The following is a 26,620-nucleotide window of genomic DNA, read 5'->3' on the forward strand; positions in this document are numbered from 1 at the left end:
AGCCGCTCTTTTGGCCACGAAAACGAAACGATATGCTTCAGGATAACCCGCTGCTCGCGCAGCTAAAACAGCAACTGCATTCACAGACTCCACGCGCTGAAGGCGTGGTGAAAGGCACGGAAAAAGGGTTCGGCTTCCTCGAAGTCGACGCGAATAAAAGCTACTTTATTCCACCGCCGCAGATGAAAAAAGTGATGCACGGCGACCGTATCAGCGCCGTCATCCACACCGATAAAGACCGTGAGTCCGCCGAGCCGGAAACGCTTATCGAACCTTTCCTGACGCGTTTTGTTGGCCGCGTTCAGAAAAAAGACGACCGCCTGTCAATTGTGCCGGATCACCCACTGCTGAGAGATGCCATTCAGTGCCGCGCGGCGCGCGATGTGACGCATGACTTCCAGAACGGTGACTGGGCAGTGGCTGAAATGCGCCGTCACCCGCTGAAGGGCGATCGTGGCTTCTACGCCGAGTTAACCCAATTCATCACCTTCGGCGACGATCATCTCGCACCGTGGTGGGTGACACTGTCACGTCATAATCTTGAACGCGAAGCGCCAGACGGCGTGGCCACCGAAATGCTTGACGATGGTCTGGTGCGCGAAGACTTAACGTCGCTGGATTTTGTCACCATCGACAGCGCCAGCACCGAAGATATGGACGATGCGCTGTACGTTGAAGAACTTGCTGACGGCAAACTGCAGCTGACCGTGGCCATCGCTGACCCAACGGCGTGGATCGCGGAAGGCAGCAAGCTCGACGGCATCGCCAAAATTCGCGCTTTCACCAACTATCTGCCTGGCTTCAACATTCCAATGCTGCCGCGCGAGCTGTCAGACGACCTCTGCTCCCTGCGTGCCAACGTTGTCCGCCCTGTCCTCGCCTGCCGCATGACCATTGAGCAGGACGGCGCTATCGCCAGCGACATTCATTTCTTCGCCGCGAATATCGAGTCTAAAGCCAAGCTGGTTTATGACGAAGTTTCTGACTGGCTGGAAGAGAAAGGTGGCTGGCAGCCGCAGAGCGACGCCATTGCACAGCAAATTCGCCTGCTGCATCGCGTTTGCCTGGCCCGCAGCGAATGGCGTCAGACCCACGCGCTGGTCTTTAAAGATCGCCCGGATTATCGCTTTATTTTGGGCGAGAAAGGCGAAGTGTTGGATATCGTGGCCGAGCCGCGCCGCATCGCAAACCGTATCGTTGAAGAGTCGATGATTGCGGCTAACGTTTGTGCGGCCATCGTGCTGCGCGAGAAGCTGGGCTTCGGGATTTATAACGTTCATACCGGTTTCGACCCGGCTAATACTGAACAGCTGGCCACCATGCTGCAAACCCACGGCATCACCGTGGACGCGCAGGAAGTGCTGACGCTGGAAGGCTTCTGCAAGCTGCGCCGCGAACTGGACGCTCAGCCGACCGGGTTCCTGGACAGCCGCATTCGTCGTTACCAGTCGTTCGCGGAGATCAGCACCGAGCCAGGCCCACACTTCGGCCTGGGCCTGGAAGCCTACGCCACCTGGACTTCCCCAATCCGTAAATTCGGCGATATGGTTAACCACCGTTTGCTGAAAGCGATTATTAAAGGCGAAGCGGCGGCTCGTCCGACGGAAGACACTACCGTCCAGATGGCGGAACGCCGTCGTCTAAACCGGATGGCCGAGCGTGACGTGGGCGACTGGCTGTACGCTCGTTTCCTGAGCCCGAAAGCCGGCACCGATACTCGCTTCGCGGCAGAGATTATCGATGTCAGCCGCGGCGGGATGCGCGTGCGTCTGGTGGAAAACGGCGCTGTCGCATTTATCCCTGCGCCATTCATCCACGCGGTACGTGATGAACTGGTTTGCAGCCAGGAAAACGGCACCGTGCAGATCAAAGGCGAAGTGGTTTATAAAGTGACCGACGTTATCGACGTAACCATCGCGGAAGTTCGCATGGAAACGCGCAGCGTTATCGCTCGCCCTGCTGCCTGATCCTGATTTTCACCGTATAAAGCCGGGCGCTCTGCCCGGCTTTTTCATTTCTGCCCTCTCAATGTGCCGATATATTGCACATCCTCTGCAAAAACAAGATCTTTTCCTCTTTACCAGGGCTTTAACATCGGCCGTCTGTTGCTACTATAAATAATAGATTTAGGTGATATTTTTCCCCTGAGGCTCAGGAGCACGAATGAAAGACGATTTGGAGCAGAACCTGCTTTATCGTTACCTGGGGACGACCAGCCCCTACTGGCGTCTACCGGCGGACAGCAACGCCCTTCAACTGGCGGCCAGCGAAGATTCAGACACCGGCCAGGTGGTGGCGTTGGACATGGCACAGGCCGACGAAATTCGCCAGATGACGGTGATTACCTCCAGCCTGACCATGACGCTGTCGCTGTTCGGCATAGAAGTGCCGGTGCATATGGTCGGCCGCAAAGTGTCTAAACGCGAATGGGCGGGCACCGCCTCGGCCTGGCATGATACCCATTCGGTAGCTCGCGACCTGGTGCAGGGCCTCTCTTTTGCCGAGCAGGTTGTCTCTGAAGCGAATTCCGTGATTGTCATTCTTGATAAACAGGGAAATATTCAGCGCTTCAACCGGTTAAGTGAAGAATACACCGGGATGAAAGAGCATGAGGTCATCGGTCAGAATGTCTTTAAGCTGTTTATGAGCCGCAGCGAAGCCGCCGCCTCAAAGCGCAATATCAGCGGATTTTTTCGCAACGGCAGCTCCTATGAAGTTGAGCGTTGGGTCAAAACCCGCAAAGGTCAGCGGCTGTTTTTGTTCCGCAACAAGTTTGTCCACAGCGGCAGCGGTAAAAACGAAATCTATCTGATTTGCTCCGGCACCGACATTACCGAAGAACGCCGCGCGCAGGAGCGGCTGCGGGTGCTGGCCAATACCGATACCATCACTGGATTGCCTAACCGCAACGCCATTTACGACCTGATCACCGAGGCCATTGCCAAACGGGGCGACACGCAGGTCGGTATTGTCTATCTGGACCTCGATAACTTTAAAAAAGTGAACGATGCCTACGGTCACATGTTTGGCGATCAGCTGCTGCAGGCCGTGTCGCTGGCGATTTTAAGCTGCCTTGAAGAAGGCCAGGTGCTGGCGCGCCTCGGGGGTGATGAATTTATCGTGCTGGCAACAAACACCTCTCAGGGCTCGCTGGAAGCGATGTCTTCCCGCATTCTGACCCGCCTGAAGCAACCCTTCAGGATTGGCCTGATTGAGGTCTACAGCGGCTGTTCACTGGGTATCTCCCTTGCCCCGCAGCACGGCGATGAACGAGAGAATCTGATTCGCAACGCCGATACGGCGATGTATACCGCCAAAGAGAGCGGCCGCGGGAAGTTTTGCGTGTTCTCGCCAGAGATGAATCAGCGGGTGTTTGAGTATTTGTGGCTGGATACCAATCTGCGTAAAGCGCTGGATAACGATCAGTTGGTGATTCATTACCAGCCGAAAATGACCTGGCGCGGTGAAATCCGTAGCCTGGAGGCGCTGGTGCGCTGGCAATCGCCGGAACGAGGTCTTATTCCTCCGCAGGGCTTTATTTCCTATGCGGAAGAGTCCGGCCTGATTGTGCCGCTTGGGCGCTGGGTGATGGTCAGCGTTGTGCAGCAGGTAGCTAAGTGGCGGGACAAAGGCATTAATCTCCGCGTGGCGGTCAACGTGTCCGCCCGCCAGCTTGCCGATCAGACTATTTTTAGCGATCTCAAACAGGCACTGAAAGATCTGAATTTTGAATACTGCCCGATTGACGTTGAGCTAACCGAGAGCTGTCTTATCGAGAACGAAGAGCTGGCGCTGTCGGTTATCAAGCAATTTAGTCAACTGGGCGCACAGGTGCACCTGGATGACTTCGGCACAGGGTATTCGTCTTTATCGCAGCTGGCGCGCTTCCCTATCGATGCCATTAAGCTCGATCAGTCCTTTGTGCGCGATGTGCATAAACACTCAGTGTCTCAGTCGCTGGTGAGAGCCATTGTGGCCGTGGCGCAGGCGCTGAATCTGCAGGTCATCGCCGAGGGCGTAGAAAATCAAAAAGAAGACGCCTTTCTTACCAAGAACGGCGTCAACGAACGGCAGGGGTTCTTATTTGCAAAACCAATGCCCGCAGCCGTGTTTGAGCGTTGGTTTAAGCGCTATCAGGCCAGAACAAAGCGCTAGCCCGCTTTACGCAAAGCCGTTGAAGTATGGCGGTTTTGCAGCATGACCAGCCGCTCCATATAAGCAATATCCTTGTCTTCAAGGCAGAACGCGGCATCCACCCAGTCTTCGGTGATGTCCATCAACTCTGAGCGCGGCAGCTGTAACACGCGCTGACGCGCGCGCAGCATGGCTTTCACGCCGTTAAGTTTAGGCTGCAGGGTATCGATGAAGGTGCGCGTGGCCAGGTATCCCTGCCCCGGCTCAAACAGCTGATCCACCAGCCCGTGCTGCTGGTACCACTCCGCCGTGTGTGACTCGCCTTTATAAATCAACTCTTCGGCAAGTTTCATCCCGGAACGTCGCGCGACCAGAGAATAAGCCCCCATACCGGGGAACAGGTTGAAGGCAATTTCCGGGAACCCCAGCCTGGCATCGCGCTGCGCCAGCAGGAAATGGTGCGCGAGTGCCGCCTCAAATCCGCCGCCAAGGGCACTGCCCTCAACCATCGCCAGACTGATCGCCCCCGTATCAAAACCACGAGACGCAGCGTGCACGCAGTCCACACAGGCGCGGGCATAGGCGCGAAGTGCCTCCCGACGTCCATTCCGAATAGTTTCTACAAAAAAACCTAAATCGCCGCCGGTATTGTACATCCCGGGGACCAGCGATCCGGTCACCCAGAAATCGACTTTAAATCCGGCCTTCTGGACGATATATCCGAGGTTCATTATTTCCTCGATAAGTCCGTGATTGAAGCAGGGACGCGGGCGGGCACGAAGCATCATCCAGACGGTACGGCGCTCTTCTTCGTAATATCCAGACAGTTGAGTAAAACGTGCAGTATCAGTAAAGAGTTTGCAGGTTGGTTGGTTGATAACTGTCATAGCCAGATCCTCATTAAATGAATGTGCGGTCATCGCAGGATCAGACTAATCCACGCCCGTAGTTTGATGAATGCAGCGTAAGGATTAATAATTAATGCTTATATGTTGTGCGATAATTTATTGAAGAATAAGGCTAAGAATTCGCCGACTGCCCTTCTCTTTATCGGCTATTTTTTGCATTATGGGCGAATGATTGATTCCCTAACACAGACAGGATTAACAATGCCAACACTGGATCCGCAGCAGCTTGCCAAACGTATTGATACCGTGCTGGATATTCTGGTTGCCAAAGATTATGCCTCCGCGATAAACAACCTTGAGATCCTCAAAGCTGAATTACTGAGCATAAATAACGACGAAAATAAGCAGGACGGCGAGCAAAAAAAATCGCCCTGGGAAATTTAAATTTTCTGGCCGAAAAAGCAGCCCAAAATAAAGGCTGCTTTTCTTTTATACAATCATAGTGAAAGCGTTCAGTGAACCAGGCCGGTCCAGCCCTGGATGGCCATATATATTCCCATCGCCGCAATCAGAATGCTGGAAAAGTAAGGTGCTCTTCTGGCCACGGTGTTAAATCCACTCCAGCGTTTTGCCACCTGACGAACGCCAACCGCCGCGCTCACGCCAACGGTCACCAGCGTCAATGCCAGACCCACGCTAAAACCGATAACCAGCGTTGCCCCCAGCACCAGCGCCTTAAGCTGCAGGCAAATCAGTAAGACGGTTATGGCCGCGGGGCATGGGATAAGCCCTCCGGTCAGGCCAAACAGTAAAATTTGCCCGTTGGTGACATCTTTGTTGGTAAAACGGCGCTTAATGTCATTGGCATGCGCCAGCTCATGCGCATCCTGATACTCCCTGGAGCCCACTTCCAGCCCCTCGGTTCCCGCATGGCTGTGGTCATGATCGTGCTCGTGGAACGCCAGATCGTAATCGTGGCTGTGCCCACGATGGCCAAACGAAACACGGACGTTGAAGTTATGAGGTTCCGGGACAATCGCCGTCGACTCCATGTAGTCGCCACAATCTACAAACTGGAAGACCTGGGAAAATCCCCCCTCCTCGCGCCTGGTCACCAACGAGATGTCCCCTGGAGCCCATTTTCTTCGGCTGAGATTGCGCAAACGCCAGCGTGGGGGTTGGCCCTGCTCAAAGATCGAAAGCTCAACCAGGCCGTGGCCGGTGTCTATTCGTTTGGTTTCATCGTCGTGGTGATGCTCTTTTGCCTGCGACTCTGTCAGCCAGTTTTGCTCTCCCTTCCAGGTGCGCCAGAACATCCAGAATGCGGTGCCCAGCACAATGACGGCAGAAATTAACTGCAGCCACGGCTCGGCAGACTCCGCGGTAAAACGCTGGCTGATGTACATCCCGCCAAACGCGATGAGCCAGACAATGGCCGTATGGGAAAGCGTTGCCGCAAGGCCAAGCATGATCGCCTGTCTGGCCGTGCCTTTAATGGCGATGATAAACGCCGCCATCATGGTCTTTGAATGCCCGGGTTCAAGTCCATGCAGGGCACCAAGCAAAATTGCACTGGGGATAAACAGCCAGGCATTGCCTTGCTGGAGAAGCGTAGTGAATTCAGTCATTGGGATCATTCTTGCTGAGATGCGGGATCTGAATTCTACTCCCCCCCAGTACAAAATACTACCCCCCAGTAGATTTGTAATAGTATCATTATGAAGTTCTTCTCAGAGGGAAATTCACATGTCACATACCATTCGCGACAGACAAAAGCTCAAGGCCCGGACCAGTAAGATCCAGGGACAAGTGATTGCGCTTAAAAAGATGCTTGATGAACCGCATGAGTGCGCCGCAGTCCTGCAGCAAATTGCCGCCATTCGAGGGGCGGTAAACGGATTAATGCGCGAGGTGATTAAAGGGCATCTGACGGAGCATATCGTGCATGAGGTAGACGAAGTGAAGCGTGAGGAGGATCTGGATGTGATCCTGAAAGTGCTGGATTCCTACATTAAATAGGCTTTACGTGACAGCCACCGCGAACGGTGGCCATAAATGATTAGAGCGTTAATGAGCCAAACGCCCCTTGCCAGTCTTTTTCAAAACCGCTTATCGCCGCCGTCACCGCAGGCGTGACCAGCATCTGTTCGACCACATCAAGCGGCAGCGTGATCGCTTCGCAACCGGCCAGAAGACATGACATCGCCTGATGCGGGGTGCGGAAGCTGGCCGCCAGCACTTTCGCATCAGGGGCATGCAGCGTCAGAAGCTGCTGGAGATCCTGCACCATCTGAATACCGTCCCCGCCCTGAGCATCGAGCCGGTTCACATAAGGCGCAACGTATTCAGCGCCCGCCAGCGCGGCCAGTAGCCCCTGCGTCGCGCCATAAACTGCCGTCCCGAGCGTTGGGATCCCGAGGACTTTAAGCTGCTTGAGTGCTGCCAGGCCTTCTGGCGTAGTGGGAACTTTAACCACCAACCCCGGTACACGCGTGGTTAACAGCTGCGCCTCTTTCACCATTTCATCGGCCTGGTTCGCAATCACCTGAGCAAACAGCTTACCTTCTCCCCCCAGCGCGTCCTGCAGCGCAGGGAGCACTTCCCACAGGGAAATACCCGCTTTGGCAACGATAGAAGGATTGGTAGTTACGCCCTGCAGCGGCAGAACACGGGCCAGGCGCTTAACGGCGGCAACATCGGCGGTATCTAAATACAGTTCCATTACGCTCTCCAGAATTAGAGTCATCTCTCATTGAACGCATCATAACCCGGCTGTCGATTGTTTAGCTGATCAATATCAATATAACTTTCATTCGAAAGTAATTTAATTTACGAAAGAAACAAGATGAGATAATGCCATGCTGTTCAATATTCAGCGCTACTCCACGCACGATGGTCCAGGGATCCGCACGGTGGTCTTCCTGAAAGGATGCTCGCTAGGCTGCCGCTGGTGCCAGAATCCCGAAAGCCGCAGCCGGGAATGCGACGTTTTGCTGGACCGCCGTTTGTGCATCAAAGGGTGCGAACTTTGCCAGCAGGCCGCTCCAGACGTAATTTCCCATGTTAACGGCGAACTGGTTATTGCTCGCGGTAAACTCAGTGCGGAGGCGATAAATGCACTGAGAGAATGCTGCCCTACCCAGGCACTGATCGTTTGCGGCGAAGTAAAAACGGCAGATTCTATTATGGCCACCGTGCTACGCGACAAGCCTTTTTATGCTCGCAGCGGAGGGGGAATTACGCTTTCCGGCGGGGAACCTTTTATGCAGCCCGACCTGGCGCGGGAACTACTCCAGCGCAGCAAAGAAGCCGACCTGCACACCGCCGTGGAATCCTGCCTGCATGTGCCGTGGAAATACATCGAACCTTCATTGCCTTTTTTAGATTTGCTGCTGGCGGATCTTAAGCACGTAGACAAAGCGCGCTTTCAGCAATGGACCGACGGCAACGCCGAACGTGTGATGGATAATTTTCGCAAGCTGGCCGCCCGCGGCGTAGAGATGACCATTCGCGTGCCATTGATTCCCGATTTTAACGCCGATGAACGTTCCATCCGCGCCATCAGTGATTTTGCCGCCGACGAAATTGGTGCGAAATCCATCCATTTTCTGCCGTATCACACCTTAGGGATTAACAAATATCACCTGTTGGGTCAGCCCTATCTGGCCGCCAGCAGGCCACTTGATGCACCAGACCTTCTGCACTTCGCCGAACAGTACGCCAGCCAAAAAGGCATGACAGCCTGGATTAGAGGATAATCATCATGACCGAACTGAATCTGAACTTTCTCAGCCCACGAATAGAAGCACACAAAGAGGCGCTGATACATATCGTTAAGCCGCCGGTCTGCACCGAACGCGCCCGCCACTACACGGTCGTTTACCAGCAGCATCAGGATAAACCGCTGCCGGTTCGCCGCGCGATGGCATTGGCCCATCATCTGGCAGAGCGAACTATTTGGATCAAACATGACGAGCTTATCGTCGGCAACCAGGCAAGCCATGTACGCGGAGCACCGTTTTTCCCGGAATATACCGTGGGCTGGATTGAGAGCGAAATCGACGAGCTTGGCGACCGTCCGGGGGCTGGCTTCTCGATTTCCGACGCGGACAAAGCGGTTATGCATGAAATTTGCCCCTGGTGGCGCGGGCAGACGGTACAAGATCGCTGTTATGGCATGTTTACCGACGAGCAAAAAGCGCTGCTGGCGACCGGGATCATCAAAGCCGAAGGCAATATGACTTCCGGCGACGCTCACCTGGCGGTTAATTTCCCGCTGTTGCTTGAGCTCGGCATCAGCGGCCTGCGTGAGAAAATCGCAGAGCGACGCGGGCGTTTGCAGTTAACCGACTGGGACGATCTGCATAAAGAGCAGTTCCTGAAGGCCATTGATATGACTTTTGCTGCCCTGAGCGACCATATATTACGCTACGCAGAATTGGCGAAGAAAATGGCGGAAGAAGAGTCACGCACTCCCCGCCGTGACGAGCTGTTGGCGATCGCTGAAAACTGCGAACATATCGCCAGCAACCCGCCGGTTACTTTCTGGCAGGCTTTACAGCTCAGCTATTTCGTTCAGCTTGTGCTGCAAATTGAATCCAACGGGCATTCTGTCTCCTTTGGTAGGCTCGATCAGTACCTTTATCCGTGGTACCGCCGGGATGTGGAATTACAGCAAACCACCAGTCGGGAACAGGCCATTGAGCTGCTGCAAAGCTGCTGGCTGAAGCTGCTTGAGGTGAACAAAATTCGCTCCGGTTCGCATTCAAAAGCCTCCGCCGGTAGCCCGCTTTACCAGAACGTCACCATCGGTGGACAAACGCTGGTGCACGGCGTCGCGGTGGACGCCGTTAACCCGCTCTCCTACGCCATTCTTGAATCCTGCGGCCGCCTGCGCTCAACGCAGCCTAATCTCAGCGTTCGCTATCACGCCGGGATGAGCAATGACTTCCTTGACGCCTGTGTGCAGGTGATTCGCTGCGGATTCGGCATGCCGGCGTTTAACAATGATGAAATTGTTATCGAGGAATTCATCAAACTCGGCGTCAGCCGGGAAGATGCCTATGACTACGCGGCTATCGGCTGCATTGAAACCGCCGTCGGCGGAAAATGGGGCTACCGTTGTACCGGCATGAGCTTCATCAACTTTGCCCGGGTGATGCTGGCGAGCCTTGAGCATGGCCTCGATGCCACCAGTGGAAAAATTTTCTTCCCGCAGCAAAAGGCACTGTCCGAAGGCAACTTCACTTCGTTTGACGAAGTCCTCGACGCCTGGGATCGGCAAATTCGTTATTACACACAAAAATCGATCGAGATCGAATGCGTGGTGGATACCGTACTGGAGGAAAACGCGCACGATATTCTTTGTTCGGCGCTGGTGGATGATTGTATTGAACGGGGCAAAAGTATTAAGCAAGGGGGCGCGAAATACGACTGGGTTTCTGGGCTCCAGGTCGGGATTGCCAACCTTGGGAATAGTCTCTCAGCCGTGAAAAAACTGGTCTTTGAACAGGGTATCATCGGGCAGCAGCAGTTAGCGGATGCCCTGGTTAACGACTTTGCCGGGCTGAACGGCGAGCAGCTTCGCCAGCGATTAATCAACGGTGCGCCAAAATACGGCAACGACGATGACGAAGTCGATATGCTTCTCGCCCGCGCCTACCAGACCTACATCGATGAACTTAAGCGCTATCACAACACGCGCTTTGGCCGCGGCCCTGTTGGCGGGACATACTACGCGGGAACATCCTCTATCTCTGCAAACGTTCCGTTCGGCGCAGCCACAATGGCCACACCTGATGGCCGTAAGGCGCATACACCTTTGGCAGAAGGCGCCAGCCCCGCGTCCGGGACCGATCATCTTGGCCCTACAGCGGTCATCAGTTCCGTGGGCAAACTGCCAACCAATAAAATCCTCGGCGGTGTTTTATTGAACCAAAAACTGAATCCCTCAACGTTAGATAATCCACGCGATCGTGAAAAATTAATGTTTATGCTGCGTACCTTCTTCGAATCACACAAGGGCTGGCACGTTCAGTACAACATTGTCTCTCGTGAAACACTGCTTGAAGCCAAACAAAATCCTGATAAATATCGAGATTTGGTGGTAAGGGTTGCAGGATACTCGGCCTTCTTTACGGCCTTATCTCCTGACGCGCAGGATGATATTATAGCCCGCACGGAACATACTCTTTGACGAGAAGGCGGTGGTTAATCCCACCGCCTGACGACTGGCCGACATGAACTCAAGACAACAAATTATTCTGCAGATGGTTATCGATCAGGGCCGGGTTAGCGTCGCCTCTCTGGCGAAAACAACCGGCGTTTCAGAAGTCACCATCCGCCAGGATTTAAACCTGCTGGAAAAAAATAATTACCTTCGTCGCACGCATGGTTTTGCCGTCCCGCTCGATAGCGATGACGTTGAAACTCGTATGATGAACAACTACACCCTCAAGCTACAGCTCGCGCAATATGCCGCTTCGCTGGTGAATGATGGTGAAACCGTGTTTATCGAAAACGGCAGCAGCAACGCGCTTCTTGCCCGCACGCTGGCGGAGCAGAAAAAAGTCACGCTGATCACCGTCAGCAGCTACATCGCTCATTTACTGAAAGACACCGATTGCGAAGTCATTCTGGTCGGCGGGATCTATCAGAAGAAAAGTGAAAGCATGGTCGGGCCGCTTACCCGCCAGTTTATCCAGCAGCTGCATTTCAGTAAGGCTTTTATCGGCATCGATGGTTTCTTGCCAGAAACCGGCTTTACCGGGCGCGATATGCTGCGTACCGACGTGGTGAATTCTGTGCTGGAGAAAGGTAGCGAGGCCATTGTGCTTACGGACAGCAGCAAGTTTGGCAATGTGCATCCGTACACGCTTGGCCCGATTTCACGCTTTAACCGCGTTATCACCGACGCAGCACTGAGCCAGGAGACGCTGGAGCAGTTGAAAGCAGCCCATCTTCAGGTGGATATCGTCGATCCTTACGCCGTCGTTTAACGCTTTTTGCCCGTGTCAGGCACGGGCCTTTCCTCTCTCAGAATATTCCCACGCTGTAATTAAGAGTTTTTACCTGTGTTAATCATGCGGAAAAATTAGAATAGAATTTAGCGATATAACAGGGAGTAATATACGCACCTGCCCTTTTTAAGCTTATATCGTGACATCGTTTCACGAACCGCCCGGTAAAGTGGTGAATTCTTACTATACTTAACTGAGACTGGCTTCCGTGAATCAATTATTCTGGAGAAAGTATGATGACCTTAAATAACAAAAAAGTGGCCGCTGCAATGCTGGCTATTACCCTCGCAATGTCCCTGAGTGCCTGCTCTAACTGGTCTAAGCGTGACCGCAACACGGCAATCGGCGCAGGTGCCGGTGCGCTGGGCGGTGCAGTACTGACCGATGGCAGCACGCTCGGTACGCTTGGCGGTGCGGCAGTAGGCGGTATTATCGGTCACCAGGTGGGCAAATAAGGCAGGACGCCAGCAAAAGCAAACCCGCTTTGACGAATTATTGTGTGTTAATTTTCAGGTCTGACTAACAGCAGTTAAAATAAAAGGCCACGGTAATTGCCGTGGCCCAATAATTAATATTATTCCGAATTAACCGCCCGCGAGTTTTACTTTCATCCCTTTCGCTTCCAGCAATGATTTTATCAAATCACGCTTATCGCCCTGGATTTCAATCACACCGTCTTTCACCGCGCCACCACAGCCACATTTCTTTTTCAGCTCGGCGGCAATGCTCGCCAGCGTCGCATCGTCCGCATCAATACCGGAGATCAGGCATACGCCCTTTCCTTTGCGCCCGCTGGTTTGCTTTTGAATACGCACAATCCCGTCGCCTTTTGGGCGCTGGACTTCGACTTTCGGTTCATCAATACGCCCGGTTTCCGTGGAGTAGACCAGCCGGCTGTTATTATCTTTCATCACGCCCCCTGTGCCAGCGAGGCGCGGATATCCCGTAGAGTCTGTGCCGGGTCCGCAGATTGGGTGATCGGACGCCCAATCACCATAAAGTCTACCCCAGCCTGTTGAGCCTGCTGCGGCGTCATGATTCGGCGCTGATCGCCTGCATCACTGCCAACCGGGCGAATGCCAGGGGTAATGAGTTTGAATTCACGGCCTAACGCCGTCTTAAAGCGCACCGCTTCCTGTGCAGAGCATACGACGCCGTCCAGGCCACACTCTTTTGTCAGCGTCGCCAGGCGCTCAGCGTAGTCTGCCGGGCTGGCGGTAATGCCCAGGTCAGCCAGGTCGCTGGCTTCCATGCTGGTCAGTACGGTAACGGCGATCAGCAGCGGCGCGTCTTTCCCAAATGGAACAAGCGCTTCTTTTGCCGCACGCATCATACGAGCGCCCCCCGTAGCATGAACATTGACCATCCACACGCCCATTTCAGCCGCAGCCGCCACGGCACGCGCGGTGGTGTTAGGGATATCGTGGAACTTCAGATCGAGGAAGACATCAAACCCTCGCTGGTGCAGGTCGCCCACCAGCTGTGGACCAAACAGGGTAAACATCTCCTTGCCTACTTTCAGACGGCAGTCGCGCGGGTCGATACGGTCAACAAAGGCCAGGGCGCTATCGCGATTATCATAATCAAGTGCAACGACTATCGGCGATTCAGTGACAACACGGGAGGAGGATGACGCAGTTGAATTCATGGCAAAACCTTCTGACTGTTGGGCACCAGCGCGGCGCAAAAAAGTTAAACGGCAGCATTCTACTCGCCAGCCAGGTAAATTTACAGCCGCGATTGCCCCTGCTAAGCGAAAGTTGCACGATGCTGAAGTTGGGCAGGATGAAGATCTCTATAGTATGTTGTAACTAAAATGTGGGCTTTTAAAAAATCGGAGGCTTACTGACCATCCAGCCCGCGAATCGGTTTCACCGTTGACCATGCGCGGCAGGACGGGCAATGCCAGTACATGGTGTAGGCAGTAAAGCCGCATTTTTGACAGCGATAGCGGGGCTTGGTGCGAATTTGCTCGCCAACCATATCCCTCAATACCATCAAACTCTCTTTCGCTCGCCCTTCCTCCGCCTCATGCAGGTGATAATCCATCAGACGATGGAATACACGCATTGTCGGATGACGCTGGAGCTGACGGTTGATATACATCTGAGCAGTTTCAGCCCCTTCGCGCTGCTCGAGAATACTCGCCAGCATAAGCTCTGCCACCGCCCCACTGTTTTCTTCCACGCAGCGCTTAAGGAAGACTTCCCACTCATCCGGCTTATCAAGCTGCTGGTAGCAAACCTGCAGCATCTCCAGTGTTTCACTGACCAGTTCGCTATCTTGCTCAATCACACGTTTTAGCGAGTCTACCGCTTTGGCATACTCGCCTTTTTCCATAAAAATACGCCCCATCATGATGGAGACCCGGGCGCAGTTTTTATCTGCTGCGGCCCCTTTTTTCAACAATGACATGGCTTTGTCTGTATCGTCATTGCCGATATTTTGCAGCGCAAGTTCACAGTAGAAGTGCGCGATTTCCACACGCTGTTTGTCTTTACCGAGTTTCACCAGACGTTCGGCCACGTCGATGGCTTTCTGCCAGTCGCTTGTTGCCTGGTGAATTTGCAGCAGCTGCTGCAGCGCGCTGATGCGGAAATCGGTCTCGTCGATAAGCTGGCTGAACATATCTTCGGCGCGGTCATAAAGACCTGCAGCCATATAGTCTTTGCCAAGCTGCTGCACGGCAAGCAGGCGCTGATCATAGTTCAGCGATGCACTCTCCATAAGCGACTGGTGGATACGAATAGCCCGATCGACTTCGCCACGCTGGCGGAAGAGGTTGCCTAACGTGAGATGCGCTTCAACGGTGCCTGTGTCCTCTTTAAGCATGTCGAGGAACAGATCAACCGCTTTATCCTGCTGGTTAGCCAGCAGGAAGTTCACGCCGGCCACGTAGTCACGGGAAAGGCGGCTGGCCTCCTGCTGTTTGTCTTGCAGCGCACTTCTGCGCCCCATATACCAGCCATAAGCGGCCGCAACGGGTAATAGCAGAAACAGCAGTTCCAACATAGAAGATTATTCCTTCACAGCCGGCACATTCGGAGCCGGCACATCAGCAGTGGGGGTAACTTGTTGCTCAAGGCGTTTAATTTTTCGCTCAGCGCGGGCCAGGGAAACACGGACGCGCAGCCAGAACAGACCGCAAATCAGCCATCCAATAATAAATCCTGCGGCAAACAGCGTCGCCAGCAAACTGGATACCCGATATTCCCCCTGTGCCAGCAGGTAGTTAAAGTTCACTACCTGATCGTTTTGCGCCCCCAACGTAATTGAAATCACAAAGATGGCGAGGACCAGCAAGAAAATGAATAAATATTTCACATGACATCCCGTTATGTGGTCACAGCTGGCTCAGCTATGCCAAAAATGAATCCCGGAGGTATAAACTACCATTTCAGGCCAAACCGGGGAATCCATTAACCCCCATCAATGCATAAGAAATGGGGGTTAAAACACTATTATCAACTTTTTTCGTTGCGTTCGGTTATTTCCTGCTCTTCTTCGGCGGGTGGCGTGAGCGGACCACACCAGCGCTGCGCCAGCCAAGTCGCCAGAATGACTAACGCCCCGGAGATAATCGTAGCGACAACCAGATCGCGGGGCCAATGCATCCCCAGCAGCAATCGACTCCCCATCACGCCGGTTGCCCATATCAACAACACCGCCAGCGTCAATGTCCGTCGGCGCGGCCAAAGCAATCCTACGCCCAACAACGCCCAACTGGCAGCAAACATCGTGTGACCTGAAGGAAAAGCGAAGCCGGTTTCGAACTGCCAGTGCTTGCGTAACCAGCCTGGAATATTATCCTGCCCTTCCAGCTGTGCTTTAACCAGTTCCGCACGCTGAGTACGCTTTAAATTGTAGAACTCGTCGGTAGGGATATGGTGAGTTTTTTCAAGCCATACGACGAAAGGCCGGGGTTCCTGCACTTTATTCTTGATAACGGACTTAATGCCCTGACCTATAAGGATAGCGGCAGCGAGGATAGCAAATAACATCAGTGCAGGCTTAAGGCGATAGCGCAGGCACCACAGAAACCATGCGCAGAGAATAACATGCGTAATGACTCCCCAGGGTTGGGTGACGGTCTCAGTGACCCAATAAAGCATTTTTAACTCGCTTTCATTGCCCCCAGGGGCCCATTGCCAGCCGCTGAGCCAGACGAGTAACGGCATGATTAACAGAAGTATTGTGCCAGCTGCGATGCGTTTTGCTATTGCCTGCATGAAAACCTCATGATAATGAAAGCTTTTAAAGAATAACCGAAAATGCCTGAGAAGGTTAAACCACGCGGTGGTCATTGGCAAAAATGGCTTTTTAATCTGTCAATGAAGCGAACGACCGCGCGTTATGGCAAAATATCCGACATTAACGTACAGGCCAGACTTCTGGCAGACACCAAGGTGTCAAAATAAGTACCTGGAGAATCACATGCAGCTTAAACGTGTGGCAGAAGCCAAACTGCCAACCCCATGGGGCGATTTCCTGATGGTGGGTTTTGAAGAAGTGGCAACGGGACAGGATCATGTTGCCCTGGTTTTTGGTGATATTAGTGGTGAAGAACCTGTTCTGGCGCGCGTTCACTCCGAATGTCTGACCGGTGACGCGCTGTTTAGTCTGCGCTGCGACTGCGGTTTCCAGCTTGAAGCGGCGTTGACCCACATTGCTGAAAAAGGCCGTGGCGTGCTGCTTTATCATCGTCAGGAAGGCCGTAATATCGGGCTGCTGAATAAAATCCGGGCCTATGCGCTGCAGGACAAAGGCTACGATACGGTAGAAGCGAACCACCAACTCGGTTTTGCTGCCGATGAGCGTGACTTTACGCTGTGTGCCGACATGTTCAAACTGCTGGGCGTGGATGCCGTACGTTTGCTCACCAACAACCCGAAAAAAGTCGAAATTTTGACCGAGGCAGGGATCAACATCGTTGAGCGCGTGCCGCTCATTGTCGGCCGCAACCCGAAAAATGCGCATTACCTAGACACCAAAGCGGCCAAAATGGGCCATCTGCTGTCGGAATAAGCGTGTTCATCTCGTAAAAAAGCCCCTTTTCAGGGGCTTTTTCTTTTCTTACTTCAGCATATTTCTGATCACATAATGCAAGATACCGTCGTGACGGAAATAGGTCAGCTCATTGCCGGTATCAATACGGCAGAGGCAGTCAATCACTTGCTTGCGCCCGTCGGCAAAGGTCAGCGTAACCGGCACAACAGCACCTGGCTTCAGCTGGTTTAACCCGCTGATATCCAGCTTCTCCTCCCCTGTTAAACCTAACGTTTTTCGCGTGACGCCCTGTGGGAACTCCAGCGGTAAAATGCCCATGCCGATAAGGTTCGAACGGTGAATACGCTCGAAGGATTCGGCGATGACTACCCGCACGCCCAGCAAACGAGGGCCTTTGGCCGCCCAGTCTCGGCTTGAACCAGAGCCATACTCTTTCCCGGCGATTACTGCCAGCGGAATGCCCCGCTCTTTGTAACGCATTGCGGCGTCATAGATAGACAGGACTTCTTCACCCGGCAGTAACCGCGTCATGCCGCCTTCAACGCCCGGCACCATCTCGTTACGAATACGGATGTTGGCAAACGTCCCGCGCATCATCACTTCATGGTTACCGCGGCGAGAACCGTAGGAGTTAAAGTCCCTGCGCTCTACGCCATGCCCCTGCAGGTAGCGCCCCGCCGGGCTGTCTGGTTTAATGCTCCCCGCAGGGGAAATATGGTCGGTAGTAACCGAATCCCCCAGCATCGCCAGCACGTTAGCCCCGTGAATATCCTCCACTGGTTTTGGCTCAGCGCCCATCTCATCAAAGAACGGCGACAGTCGGATATAGGTTGAATCATCCTGCCAGCCGTAGGTGGCCGACCGCTCCACTTCAATGTTGCGCCACTCTTCAGTCCCCTCAAACACTTCGGCATATTCTTTGTGGAACATCTCGGTAGTGACCTGCGCCACAGCCGCAGCAATTTCCTGACTGCCCGGCCAGATATCTTTCAGGTAGACGTCAGCGCCATTTTTATCCTGCCCCAGTGGCTCTTTAGTCAGGTCGATGTTCATGTTGCCAGCCAGCGCATAGGCGACGACAAGCGGCGGTGAGGCCAGCCAGTTAGTTTTCACCAGCGGGTGAATACGGCCTTCGAAGTTGCGGTTGCCGGAAAGCACAGCGCCTACGGTAAGATCGCCTTTTTTGATCGCCTGCTCAATAGGATCGGGCAACGGGCCTGAGTTACCGATACAGGTAGTACAGCCGTAGCCCACCAGATTAAAGCCTAGCTCATCAAGGTATGGGGTTAATTTGGCTTTCGCCAGATAATCCGAGACCACCTTAGAGCCCGGCGCAAGCGAAGCCTTAACCCACGGCTGCGGCTTAAGCCCTAAACTAACGGCTTTTTTAGCCAGCAACCCAGCCGCCATCAGCACGCTAGGGTTTGAAGTGTTGGTACAAGAGGTAATTGCCGCAATCACCACTGCGCCATCCGGCAATTGATGCTCTTCGCCTGCCAGCGTGTAGCTGACCGGATGACGATCTTTATGGGAAGCGTTGACTTCAAGCTCGTTGCTGGCGGCAAAAGCTTTTGGCACTCCGCCGAGCGGGACACGATCCTGCGGGCGTTTTGGCCCGGCCAGGCTTGCCTCAACGTCATTCATGTTCAAAGAGAGCGTACTGGTGAACACAGGCTCATCACCGGTATTGCGCCACATGCCCTGCGCCTTAGCGTAGGCCTCCACCAAAGCCACCTGCTCTTCGCTACGCCCGCTGAGGCGCATATACTCCAGCGTTACGCCGTCAATCGGGAAGAAGCCGCAGGTCGCACCATATTCAGGAGACATGTTGGCGATAGTTGCCCGATCGGCGAGCGGGAGCGAATCGAGGCCATCGCCATAAAACTCAACAAATTTGCCCACAACGCCGTGTTTACGCAGCATCTGGGTGACGGTCAGCACAAGGTCCGTCGCGGTGATCCCTTCCCGCAGTTTGCCCTCAAGCTTAAAGCCGACCACATCGGGAATCAGCATCGATACCGGCTGGCCCAACATCGCCGCTTCCGCTTCGATACCGCCAACCCCCCAGCCCAGCACGCCAAGACCGTTAATCATCGTAGTATGCGAGTCGGTGCCCACCAGCGTGTCAGGGTAAGCGACAAGTTCGCCGTTCTGTTCTTCACTCCAGACGGCTTTACCCAGGTACTCAAGGTTGACCTGGTGGCAAATGCCGGTCCCGGGCGGCACAACGCTGAAACGGCTAAACGCCTGCTGGCCCCAGCGTAAGAAAACATAGCGCTCGTGGTTTCGCTCCATCTCGAGGCGAACGTTTTCCTCGAAGGCATCGTTGTCACCGAAGTGGTCTACGGTCACGGAGTGGTCAATCACCAGGTCGACCGGGGAAAGCGGGTTAACTTTGGCCACATCGCCGCCAAGGCGCTTGACCGCCTCACGCATCGCGGCCAGATCCACCACCGCTGGTACGCCGGTGAAGTCCTGCATCAGCACCCGGGCGGGACGATAGGCAATTTCGCGATCGGCGTGGGCCTGTTTCAGCCAACCGGCCAGGGCATGAATATCTTCGCGGGTGACGGAGTCTTCATCCTGCCAGCGCAGCAGGTTCTCCAGCAAAACTTTTAGCGACTTAGGTAACCGGCTGATATCCCCCAGCTCTTTTGAAGCCAGCGGCAAGCTGTAGTAGTGCCAGGTTTTATTTAGCGCCCGTAGAGTATCCTTACTGGCTTCGCGTAGGGTTAACGACATAGCTCCTCCTTTATGACAGGGATAGCGAGTGCCCTGATTATTCGCAGGGTCACTATTAAAGATAACACAAACCTGCCGTAACGATTTGATAACAACCCGAATTGATAAATGGCGGTAATGGAGAAGCGGTAATAAAACGAACGCCCCAACGATAACGTCAGGGCGAGAGGAAAACCGGGAGGATAATTCGAAGCAGTAAGGACGTGGCGTTTAGCCACTGACAACAAAGGTTAATTGGCGAAGGCGCGAAGTATTTCTACCCAGAACAAGGCAGAGAGCGTAAAAGCGCCCATCCATGACCAGTATTTTACAGCATTGTGATTATTCATAGGGTTAACCCAATGTGACTATATGCAACCAGACTGCTTATTTAAGCAATCACCAGAATGTATTGCTGTGTGTAATTATTAGTGAATAACAGGTTACCCGGCGGTAAATAAAAAGTGCTTTAAACCCCGCAGAGAAAATAAACGATTCAATAACGATTTTATTGTTTTTTACTGTCGTCTTCAGAAAACAAATCAATAAAGGCCTGCTGCTGTTTCGTCAGCGTCCAGCCTTCAGATGGCGTGTTTTCCTCTTTCTTAACGTCTTTTCGTGGCTTGCCGCTGTTGCGGGCCACGACCTTAGGTGCAGAAGCCCTATCCCGAGTAGACATAGCTACCCCCAAAAATGCCAGGCAACCAGCGCCACAACCAGCCAGAACAAGGCTGAAACCAAAAACACCGCAATCCATGCCTTGCGTTTCAGAGCCGGATCTTGTTGCGGTTCCTCACTTCCTGATGACATTGCTAGCCTCATACAATCGACACCACTTATCGTAACGTTTCTAAACAATCGGTATAACTAATCGCCAGTTGGGATTAATCCTAAAGAAACTCTAGCTCAAAAGCCAGAAAAATTGCGCAATAAGCAGGAGAAAAGATTTAATCTTTTGACCTGAAATAAATAATCGAAACCTCAGATTTGCGCAACCACGAATTATTTACTAGCTGTGTCTCTTAATTGCGACACAATAACCATTAACAGGATGTGGCTTATTTGCGGGAATGGGAATAGACGAAGAAATGCGTTTAATTCTTGTTTAATAATGACTCGGGCATCTCCGGATTCACCCGAAGATACCCTGGGGAATTATTTGGCAGGTAATTTTATATCTTTAAACATCGCTTCAATATCTTCGTTAGAGCGCAAAGCTACGGCGGTATCCACCACGTCACGGGTTAAATGTGGCGCAAAACGCTGAATAAAATCATACATATAACTGCGCAGGAAAGTACTCCGACGGAAACCTATTTTCGTGGTGCTGTGGCTAAATACGCCCTGGGCTTCGATACGGACTAAATCAGGGTCTGAAATCGGATCCACCGCCATGCTCGCAATAACCCCTACTCCCAGCCCTAAGCGAACGTAGGTTTTAATCACATCGGCGTCGGTGGCAGTAAAGACGATTCGCGGCGTTAACCCTGCGCGGTTGAAGGCGGTGTCCAACTCAGAACGTCCGGTAAAACCAAAGGTGTAGGTGACCAGCGGATACTGTGCCAGCTCTTCGATGCTGACCGATTCTTTAGAAGCCAATGGATGATCCGGCGTGACCACAATGGAGCGGTTCCAGTGGTAGCAAGGCAGCATCACCAGGTCGTCATAAAGATGAAGCGCCTCAGTAGCGATCGCAAAGTCTGCATTTCCTTTGGAAACTGCCTCTGCAATCTGCGTCGGCGAGCCCTGATGCATATGCAGTGAAACCCGAGGATAACGTTCGATAAAGCCTTTAATCACGCCTGGTAGCGCGTAACGAGCCTGCGTGTGGGTTGTCGCCACATAGAGCGAGCCTTTGTCAGGCCAGGTGTGTTCTCCGGCAACGGATTTGATCGCATCGACTTTCGACAGCACTTCACGGGCGATGCGGATGATTTCCTGCCCCGCCGGGGTGACCTGGGTCAGGTGCTTCCCGCTACGGGCGAAAATCTGGATCCCCAGTTCGTCTTCCAGCATACGAACTTGCTTACTGATCCCGGGCTGGGAGGTATAAAGCCCTTCCGCCGTCGAGGAGACATTAAGATTGTGGTTTACGACTTCAACGATATAACGCAGCTGCTGTAATTTCATAGCTTACCGTCCAGGGTCAAAGGCCCCGGCGCGATGGGCGGGGTTAAGACGCAGAAAAAACGAAAATTGACATTGCTTTACTCACTATATCAGTTATAGCTACTTTGTATAGATGGGATGAAAAGATAATAAACGAGTTATATAAGGCGCCATAAAAAAACCGGAGACAGGCTCCGGTTTTCACAGGTTCAGGCAGAATTATTTCTTGCCAACGACCCACTTGCCGTCAACGAAGAAAGCCGACCAGCCGGTCGCTTTGCCGTCTTTGTCAGAAGCCACATACTGCTGCTTCGTTTTGCGGCTAAAGCGAACGAACGCTTTATTGCCGTCTGGATCTTCCTGAGGAGCATCGGCCAGATAGCGCAGTTTCTCAGGCAGACGATCGCGGAAGCGATGCAGCTCTTCAACCAGCGGGGCGCGTGTTTCACGAGATTTCGGGAACGTGTTCGCGGCCAGGAAGACGCCAGCGGCACCGTCTCGTAGAACGAAATACGCGTCCGATTTCTCACACGGTAATTCCGGCAGCGGGACCGGATCTTCCTTCGGTGGCGCAACTTCGCCATTACGCAGGATCTTACGGGTGTTTTTGCACTCATCGTTGGTACAAGCCATGTACTTGCCAAAACGCCCCATTCTCAGGTGCATTTCTGAGCCACATTTCTCGCACTCAACAATTGGGCCGTCATAGCCCTTGATGCGGAATTCACCCTCTTCGATTTCGTAGCCGTCACAGGTCGGGTTATTACCACACACGTGCAGCTTGCGCTTTGGATCGATGAGGTAGCTGTCCATTGCCGTGCCGCACTTCTGGCAGCGACGCTTGGCGCGCAGCGCGTTGGTTTCCGCATCATCACCTTCAAGCACGTTAAGAACTTCGTTCTCCGGTACCAGGTTGATGGTGGTTTTGCAGCGTTCTTTCGGCGGTAACGCATAGCCAGAACAGCCGAGGAATACACCGGTACTCGCGGTACGGATCCCCATTTTACGGCCGCAGGTTGGGCAGTCGATGCTGGTCAGAACCATCTGGTTCGGGCGCATACCGCCTTCTTCCGGATCCTGCTCCGCTTTCTCAAGCTGGCCGCTAAAATCAGTGAAGAAGTTGTCCAGTACGCCTTTCCACTCGGCCTGGTTATTGGCCACCTGATCGAGGCTGTCCTCCATTTGCGCCGTGAAGTCATAATTCATCAGCTCGCGGAAGTTCTCTTCCAGACGATCGGTAACAATCTCACCCATTTTTTCAGCGTAGAAACGGCGGTTCTCAACGCGCACGTAGCCACGATCCTGAATGGTCGAAATGATAGACGCGTAGGTGGACGGGCGGCCAATTCCGCGTTTTTCCAGCTCTTTCACCAGCGACGCTTCGCTGAAACGCGCTGGCGGCTTGGTAAAGTGCTGGGCAGGAAGCAGCTCAACCAGGGTCAGCGCCTCACCTGGGTTCACCGCCGGTAAAGTGCGGTCTTCATCGCCCTTACGCAGAGCAGGCATCACTTTCGTCCAGCCATCAAAGCGCAGCGTGCGGCCACGCGCCTTCAGGCGGTACTCACCGGCTTCCACCGTCAGCGTCGTGGAATCGTATTTCGCAGGCGTCATCTGGCAGGCCACGAACTGGCGCCAGATCAGCTGATAAAGCTTCTGGGCATCCGCCTCCATGTCTTTTAACGCTTCAGACTGCACGGACACATCAGAAGGACGAATCGCTTCGTGCGCTTCCTGAGAGTTGTCCTTGCTGGCGTATTGATTGGCTTCAGCCGGCAGATATTTCTTACCGAAGTTTTCTTCGATGTAGCCGCGCACCATGCTCACCGCATCCTGGCTCAGATTGGTAGAGTCAGTACGCATGTAGGTAATGTGGCCCGCTTCGTAAAGACGCTGCGCCATCATCATGGTTTTCTTCACGCCGAAGCCAAGGCGGGTACTGGCGGCCTGCTGCAACGTGGAGGTAATGAACGGTGCCCCAGGTTTACTGCTGGTTGGCTTGTCTTCGCGATCCAGAACGGTGTAACGCGCTTTTTCAAGCAGGCTAACGGCCGCCATCGTCTGCTCGCGGTTAACCGGACGGAACGGTTTGTCTTTATAGTGACTCACCTGTACCGGCAGCGCGTCGCCCTTCGGCGTCGACAGATTGGCGTCGATTTCCCAGTACTCTTCCGGAACGAACGCTTTAATTTCGCGCTCACGTTCGACCACAAGGCGAACCGCCACGGACTGAACGCGCCCGGCTGACAGGCCACGCGCAATCTTTTTCCACAGCAGCGGAGACACCATGTAGCCCACAACGCGGTCCATAAAGCGGCGCGCCTGCTGGGCATTCACACGGTCAATATTCAGTTCACCCGGCTTTTCAAACGCCTGACGAATCGCATTCTTAGTGATTTCGTTAAACACCACGCGGCTATAGCGGGTGTCATCGCCACCGATAACTTCCCGCAGGTGCCAGGCAATGGCTTCCCCTTCGCGGTCAAGGTCGGTTGCGAGATAGATGTGGTCTGCTTTTTCTGCCAGTGACTTCAGCTCGGAGACCACTTTCTCCTTGCCTGGCAGCACTTCGTAATGAGCATCCCAGTTATGCCAGGGATCGACACCCATACGGTTGACGAGCGCTCCGCGTTCATCCTTTTTGACCTTTTTGGCCCCTTTGGCGGCGGTAGAGTCAGCGCTCTTCTTGGTGGTTGATCCACTGGTCGGCAAATCACGGATGTGACCGACGCTGGACTTCACCACGTAGTCATTTCCGAGATATTTGTTGATCGTTTTGGCTTTTGCCGGGGACTCAACGATAACGAGAGCTTTACCCATTTTCACCTTTACCTATTTAATTCTTCCAGGAATACGTCGCAAATTTTCACCTTCCACTGGCGACGCGCTTTTTTATATTGCGGCAGCGTAGAAGGAGATCAACTCTTTTTTCAATAACCTGCAACACCCTCAGCTCACTCATCGGTTACTGCAGGCCAAAAGCCTCGAGCAAGTGGCATAGCACGACGGAAGTTTGGTCGAATGTCAAGCAATTCTGTTGCCAGATTTGCGAAAGCGTCACACTCTACCTGATAAAATATGTTACGCAACTTTATTAGCATGCAATACCCGATCCCGCCAGCACGGTTAACTTTTTTAAGGCCACAGGGTTTACAGGGAAAATTTGCCCTTTTCCCTCAAGCGGACGTAAACTAGCGCCAGTTTTTTAAGGAGAACATCATGCAAGAGACAACTCAGCCTATTGACCGCGAATCCCTCCTAGTCGAGGCGAACAAAATCATTCGTGAACATGAGGATTTCCTGCACGGGATGGAAGCCACCGGCGTGGAACAGAAAAACGGTGTGCTGGTCTTTAGTGGAGAATACTTCCTGGACGAGCAAGGTTTGCCCACGCCGAAGAGTACGGCGGTGTTTAATATGTTTAAACACCTGGCACACGTCCTGTCGGAAAAGTATTCACTGCAGGGCTAAACGAAAAGCGAGGCTTGAATGCCTCGCTTTTTTGTTTTAGCAAAAAATGGCTTTACAGCAGGGGTTTTTCACCACGCTGCCACCAGCGTAACAGCAGGCGGTCTAAGCTGTTCGCTGCGCTACCGGTGAAGCGGTCCATCACTTTTTTACGCTGCAGATAGCGTACATTAATAGCGTCAAAATCTTTCATCATCCCCAGCAGCAGATCGTCGCTGGTCGCCACGTCATCCACCAGACCTTTTTCTTTCGCCTGCGTACCATACCAGTGCTCGCCCGTGGCCACCGCTTCAATATCAAGGCCCGGACGCATACTGCTGACAAACTGCTTGAACAGATGATGCGTTTCATTGAGGTCTTCCCGGAACTTCTCCCGCCCCTGTTCGGTGTTTTCACCCAGCAGAGTTAGCGTACGTTTGTACTGCCCTGCAGTGTGCAGCTCAACGTCAATATCATTCCGCTTTAGCAGGCGATGGAAGTTAGGGATTTGCGCGACAACGCCAATTGACCCAATGATGGAGAATGGCGCGGCCACAATGCGCTGGGCCACACACGCCATCATATAACCGCCGCTGGCCGCCACCTTATCGACCGCAATGGTTAAAGGCACTGCTTTGTCTCGCAAGCGCTGAAGCTGGGATGCCGCCAGCCCGTAGCCATGAACCACGCCGCCGGGGCTTTCCAGGCGCAGCAAAACTTCATCCTTGGGTTTAACCACAGATAACACGGCGGTAATTTCTTCACGGAGCGAGCTGACTTCGTGGGCATCCATACTGCCTTTAAAATCGAGGACATAAAGCGTCGGCTTGCCCGAACTGGCCTTTTCACCGCGTTTAGCCCGCGCTTTGGCCTGCTTAGCCTCCAGCTTAAGCTTTTTCTTTTCTTCCTTAAGCCACAGCTTCTGCTGATGCGGGTCAAGCATCGCGACCTGCATCTCTTGCTGCACATCCTGATACTGCTCGCTCAGATTTGTCAGCCTCAGTTCACCCCGGGCCTGCTTCTTACGTTGCGCAACGTTCACCAGAATGAGAGCAACGGCACCAATTGCTACCACAATGGTCACCGCTTTAGCCAAAAAAAGTCCATAGTCAGCAATCAGATCCACATTTACCGCCTTTATCACTAAGCATTGTTAATGTCCGCAGTGTACCCGAGCTGGCACACGTTCGTCTGTAAGTAACTATAAAGGCAGCAACAGCGCTTCTTTAAAGCGTTTGGCCCGGGGAAATTTTTGCAAAATGTTAATCCTTAGCATTGTCTCCGGCTGACTGATTGAAATACGCCCGTCTTTAAGGCATAAAGCCGGGTAACCCAATG

Annotated in this window: 25 protein-coding genes; 10 read left to right on the forward strand and 15 right to left on the reverse strand. The window is 53.3% G+C overall.

Annotated elements, in window-relative coordinates; genetic code table 11:
• The first annotated feature begins 32 nt into the window (after window positions 1-32).
• Window positions 33-1,967, forward strand: coding sequence for an exoribonuclease II (locus LH23_RS17715; RefSeq protein WP_039294030.1), 1,935 nt, complete (start codon window positions 33-35; stop codon window positions 1,965-1,967).
• A 196-nt stretch (window positions 1,968-2,163) separates the two neighbouring features.
• Window positions 2,164-4,155: a cyclic di-GMP phosphodiesterase gene (pdeR, locus tag LH23_RS17720; RefSeq protein ID WP_039294032.1), complete on the forward strand. Its 1,992-nt coding sequence runs from the start codon at window positions 2,164-2,166 to the stop codon at window positions 4,153-4,155.
• Here pdeR and LH23_RS17725 read toward each other — a convergent pair.
• Window positions 4,152-5,021: a crotonase/enoyl-CoA hydratase family protein gene (locus LH23_RS17725; RefSeq protein ID WP_039294035.1), complete on the reverse strand. Its 870-nt coding sequence runs from the start codon at window positions 5,019-5,021 to the stop codon at window positions 4,152-4,154. The two genes, pdeR and LH23_RS17725, sit on opposite strands and share 4 nt — an antisense overlap.
• A 222-nt stretch (window positions 5,022-5,243) precedes the next feature.
• Here LH23_RS17725 and LH23_RS17730 point away from each other — a divergent pair, with 222 nt between their 5' ends.
• Window positions 5,244-5,426: a hypothetical protein gene (locus LH23_RS17730; RefSeq protein ID WP_008461338.1), complete on the forward strand. Its 183-nt coding sequence runs from the start codon at window positions 5,244-5,246 to the stop codon at window positions 5,424-5,426.
• Window positions 5,427-5,494: 68 nt separating this feature from the next.
• Here the strand turns inward: LH23_RS17730 and LH23_RS17735 are convergent, their stop codons facing one another.
• Window positions 5,495-6,610, reverse strand: coding sequence for a nickel/cobalt efflux protein RcnA (locus LH23_RS17735; protein WP_039294038.1), 1,116 nt, complete (start codon window positions 6,608-6,610; stop codon window positions 5,495-5,497).
• Window positions 6,611-6,728: 118 nt separating this feature from the next.
• On the opposite strand from LH23_RS17735, the gene rcnR reads away from it, so the two are divergent.
• Entirely contained in the window at window positions 6,729-7,001 is a 273-nt protein-coding gene (gene rcnR, locus LH23_RS17740) for a Ni(II)/Co(II)-binding transcriptional repressor RcnR (protein WP_039294041.1), read from the forward strand.
• 40 nt (window positions 7,002-7,041) lie between these two features.
• Here the strand turns inward: rcnR and fsa are convergent, their stop codons facing one another.
• Entirely contained in the window at window positions 7,042-7,704 is a 663-nt protein-coding gene (fsa, locus tag LH23_RS17745; RefSeq protein WP_039294043.1) for a fructose-6-phosphate aldolase, read from the reverse strand.
• A gap of 136 nt (window positions 7,705-7,840) precedes the next feature.
• On the opposite strand from fsa, the gene LH23_RS17750 reads away from it, so the two are divergent.
• From LH23_RS17750 to osmB, 4 genes are all read left to right on the forward strand, one after another.
• Window positions 7,841-8,740, forward strand: a complete 900-nt coding sequence (locus LH23_RS17750) for a glycyl-radical enzyme activating protein (protein WP_039294047.1) — start codon at window positions 7,841-7,843, stop codon at window positions 8,738-8,740.
• Between the two features lie 5 nt (window positions 8,741-8,745).
• Complete coding sequence (locus LH23_RS17755) at window positions 8,746-11,178, forward strand: formate C-acetyltransferase/glycerol dehydratase family glycyl radical enzyme (protein WP_039294050.1); 2,433 nt, start codon at window positions 8,746-8,748, stop codon at window positions 11,176-11,178.
• 43 nt (window positions 11,179-11,221) lie between these two features.
• Window positions 11,222-11,980, forward strand: a complete 759-nt coding sequence (locus LH23_RS17760) for a DNA-binding transcriptional regulator YciT (RefSeq protein ID WP_039294053.1) — start codon at window positions 11,222-11,224, stop codon at window positions 11,978-11,980.
• A gap of 257 nt (window positions 11,981-12,237) precedes the next feature.
• Entirely contained in the window at window positions 12,238-12,456 is a 219-nt protein-coding gene (gene osmB, locus LH23_RS17765; RefSeq protein ID WP_008461331.1) for an osmotically-inducible lipoprotein OsmB, read from the forward strand.
• A gap of 129 nt (window positions 12,457-12,585) precedes the next feature.
• Here osmB and yciH read toward each other — a convergent pair whose 3' ends face one another.
• The 5 genes from yciH to pgpB all read right to left on the reverse strand — a co-directional run bounded on the left by yciH (window position 12,586) and on the right by pgpB (window position 16,230).
• Window positions 12,586-12,912 carry a stress response translation initiation inhibitor YciH gene (gene yciH / locus LH23_RS17770; protein ID WP_039294057.1) on the reverse strand — a complete coding sequence of 109 codons (327 nt, stop codon included), beginning with the start codon at window positions 12,910-12,912 and terminating at the stop codon, window positions 12,586-12,588.
• A complete protein-coding gene (gene pyrF, locus LH23_RS17775; protein WP_039294060.1) occupies window positions 12,912-13,649 on the reverse strand; it encodes an orotidine-5'-phosphate decarboxylase in 738 nt (245 codons plus the stop codon). Before pyrF ends, yciH begins: the two co-directional genes overlap by 1 nt.
• 194 nt (window positions 13,650-13,843) lie before the next feature.
• Window positions 13,844-15,013: a lipopolysaccharide assembly protein LapB gene (lapB, locus tag LH23_RS17780; protein ID WP_039294063.1), complete on the reverse strand. Its 1,170-nt coding sequence runs from the start codon at window positions 15,011-15,013 to the stop codon at window positions 13,844-13,846.
• 6 nt (window positions 15,014-15,019) lie between these two features.
• Complete coding sequence (locus LH23_RS17785) at window positions 15,020-15,325, reverse strand: LapA family protein (RefSeq protein WP_039294065.1); 306 nt, start codon at window positions 15,323-15,325, stop codon at window positions 15,020-15,022.
• A 140-nt stretch (window positions 15,326-15,465) separates the two neighbouring features.
• Window positions 15,466-16,230, reverse strand: a complete 765-nt coding sequence (gene pgpB, locus LH23_RS17790) for a phosphatidylglycerophosphatase B (protein ID WP_039296848.1) — start codon at window positions 16,228-16,230, stop codon at window positions 15,466-15,468.
• A gap of 205 nt (window positions 16,231-16,435) precedes the next feature.
• Here pgpB and ribA point away from each other — a divergent pair, with 205 nt between their 5' ends.
• Complete coding sequence (gene ribA / locus LH23_RS17795; RefSeq protein WP_039294068.1) at window positions 16,436-17,026, forward strand: GTP cyclohydrolase II; 591 nt, start codon at window positions 16,436-16,438, stop codon at window positions 17,024-17,026.
• Between the two features lie 48 nt (window positions 17,027-17,074).
• On the opposite strand, the gene acnA is transcribed toward ribA, so the two are convergent.
• The 6 genes from acnA to topA all read right to left on the reverse strand — a co-directional run bounded on the left by acnA (window position 17,075) and on the right by topA (window position 24,655).
• Window positions 17,075-19,750 (reverse strand): aconitate hydratase AcnA, encoded by a 2,676-nt coding sequence (acnA, locus tag LH23_RS17800; protein WP_039294071.1) that lies wholly within the window; start codon window positions 19,748-19,750, stop codon window positions 17,075-17,077.
• 230 nt (window positions 19,751-19,980) lie between these two features.
• A complete protein-coding gene (gene ymiC, locus LH23_RS24315; protein WP_231560145.1) occupies window positions 19,981-20,079 on the reverse strand; it encodes a small membrane protein YmiC in 99 nt (32 codons plus the stop codon).
• Window positions 20,080-20,237: 158 nt separating this feature from the next.
• Window positions 20,238-20,408, reverse strand: coding sequence for a hypothetical protein (locus tag LH23_RS24065; RefSeq protein ID WP_156108056.1), 171 nt, complete (start codon window positions 20,406-20,408; stop codon window positions 20,238-20,240).
• A gap of 2 nt (window positions 20,409-20,410) precedes the next feature.
• Window positions 20,411-20,539 carry a YmiA family putative membrane protein gene (locus LH23_RS23595; protein WP_071842743.1) on the reverse strand — a complete coding sequence of 43 codons (129 nt, stop codon included), beginning with the start codon at window positions 20,537-20,539 and terminating at the stop codon, window positions 20,411-20,413.
• Between the two features lie 345 nt (window positions 20,540-20,884).
• A complete protein-coding gene (cysB, locus tag LH23_RS17805; protein WP_008461319.1) occupies window positions 20,885-21,859 on the reverse strand; it encodes an HTH-type transcriptional regulator CysB in 975 nt (324 codons plus the stop codon).
• 198 nt (window positions 21,860-22,057) lie between these two features.
• Complete coding sequence (gene topA, locus LH23_RS17810; RefSeq protein WP_039294073.1) at window positions 22,058-24,655, reverse strand: type I DNA topoisomerase; 2,598 nt, start codon at window positions 24,653-24,655, stop codon at window positions 22,058-22,060.
• A gap of 399 nt (window positions 24,656-25,054) precedes the next feature.
• Between topA and LH23_RS17815 the strand changes: the two genes are divergently transcribed.
• Entirely contained in the window at window positions 25,055-25,306 is a 252-nt protein-coding gene (locus tag LH23_RS17815) for a YciN family protein (protein ID WP_039294075.1), read from the forward strand.
• A 52-nt stretch (window positions 25,307-25,358) separates the two neighbouring features.
• On the opposite strand, the gene sohB is transcribed toward LH23_RS17815, so the two are convergent.
• The gene (gene sohB / locus LH23_RS17820; RefSeq protein WP_039294080.1) at window positions 25,359-26,408 is read right to left on the reverse strand and encodes a protease SohB; all 1,050 of its coding nucleotides are present in this window, start codon (window positions 26,406-26,408) and stop codon (window positions 25,359-25,361) included.
• Between the last annotated feature and the right edge of the window lie 212 nt (window positions 26,409-26,620).

Source organism: Cedecea neteri (genome assembly GCF_000758305.1).
GTDB classification, from domain to species: Bacteria; Pseudomonadota; Gammaproteobacteria; order Enterobacterales; family Enterobacteriaceae; genus Cedecea; species Cedecea neteri_C.

Bases quoted from the DNA above. Each gene is read 5' to 3' on its own strand.
- LH23_RS24065 (WP_156108056.1), bottom strand. From the start codon at position 20,408: ATGTCTACTCGGGATAGGGCTTCTGCACCTAAGGTCGTGGCCCGCAAC.
- LH23_RS17730 (WP_008461338.1), top strand. From the start codon at position 5,244: ATGCCAACACTGGATCCGCAGCAGCTTGCCAAACGTATTGATACCGTG.
- LH23_RS17735 (WP_039294038.1), bottom strand. From the start codon at position 6,610: ATGACTGAATTCACTACGCTTCTCCAGCAAGGCAATGCCTGGCTGTTT.
- ribA (WP_039294068.1), top strand. From the start codon at position 16,436: ATGCAGCTTAAACGTGTGGCAGAAGCCAAACTGCCAACCCCATGGGGC.
- acnA (WP_039294071.1), bottom strand. From the start codon at position 19,750: ATGTCGTTAACCCTACGCGAAGCCAGTAAGGATACTCTACGGGCGCTA.
- LH23_RS17815 (WP_039294075.1), top strand. From the start codon at position 25,055: ATGCAAGAGACAACTCAGCCTATTGACCGCGAATCCCTCCTAGTCGAG.
- fsa (WP_039294043.1), bottom strand. From the start codon at position 7,704: ATGGAACTGTATTTAGATACCGCCGATGTTGCCGCCGTTAAGCGCCTG.
- lapB (WP_039294063.1), bottom strand. From the start codon at position 15,013: ATGTTGGAACTGCTGTTTCTGCTATTACCCGTTGCGGCCGCTTATGGC.
- topA (WP_039294073.1), bottom strand. From the start codon at position 24,655: ATGGGTAAAGCTCTCGTTATCGTTGAGTCCCCGGCAAAAGCCAAAACG.
- ymiC (WP_231560145.1), bottom strand. From the start codon at position 20,079: ATGAATAATCACAATGCTGTAAAATACTGGTCATGGATGGGCGCTTTT.
- LH23_RS17755 (WP_039294050.1), top strand. From the start codon at position 8,746: ATGACCGAACTGAATCTGAACTTTCTCAGCCCACGAATAGAAGCACAC.
- LH23_RS17750 (WP_039294047.1), top strand. From the start codon at position 7,841: ATGCTGTTCAATATTCAGCGCTACTCCACGCACGATGGTCCAGGGATC.
- pyrF (WP_039294060.1), bottom strand. From the start codon at position 13,649: ATGAATTCAACTGCGTCATCCTCCTCCCGTGTTGTCACTGAATCGCCG.
- LH23_RS17725 (WP_039294035.1), bottom strand. From the start codon at position 5,021: ATGACAGTTATCAACCAACCAACCTGCAAACTCTTTACTGATACTGCA.
- pgpB (WP_039296848.1), bottom strand. From the start codon at position 16,230: ATGCAGGCAATAGCAAAACGCATCGCAGCTGGCACAATACTTCTGTTA.
- LH23_RS17715 (WP_039294030.1), top strand. From the start codon at position 33: ATGCTTCAGGATAACCCGCTGCTCGCGCAGCTAAAACAGCAACTGCAT.
- LH23_RS23595 (WP_071842743.1), bottom strand. From the start codon at position 20,539: ATGTCATCAGGAAGTGAGGAACCGCAACAAGATCCGGCTCTGAAACGC.
- rcnR (WP_039294041.1), top strand. From the start codon at position 6,729: ATGTCACATACCATTCGCGACAGACAAAAGCTCAAGGCCCGGACCAGT.
- LH23_RS17760 (WP_039294053.1), top strand. From the start codon at position 11,222: ATGAACTCAAGACAACAAATTATTCTGCAGATGGTTATCGATCAGGGC.
- osmB (WP_008461331.1), top strand. From the start codon at position 12,238: ATGACCTTAAATAACAAAAAAGTGGCCGCTGCAATGCTGGCTATTACC.
- yciH (WP_039294057.1), bottom strand. From the start codon at position 12,912: ATGAAAGATAATAACAGCCGGCTGGTCTACTCCACGGAAACCGGGCGT.
- cysB (WP_008461319.1), bottom strand. From the start codon at position 21,859: ATGAAATTACAGCAGCTGCGTTATATCGTTGAAGTCGTAAACCACAAT.
- pdeR (WP_039294032.1), top strand. From the start codon at position 2,164: ATGAAAGACGATTTGGAGCAGAACCTGCTTTATCGTTACCTGGGGACG.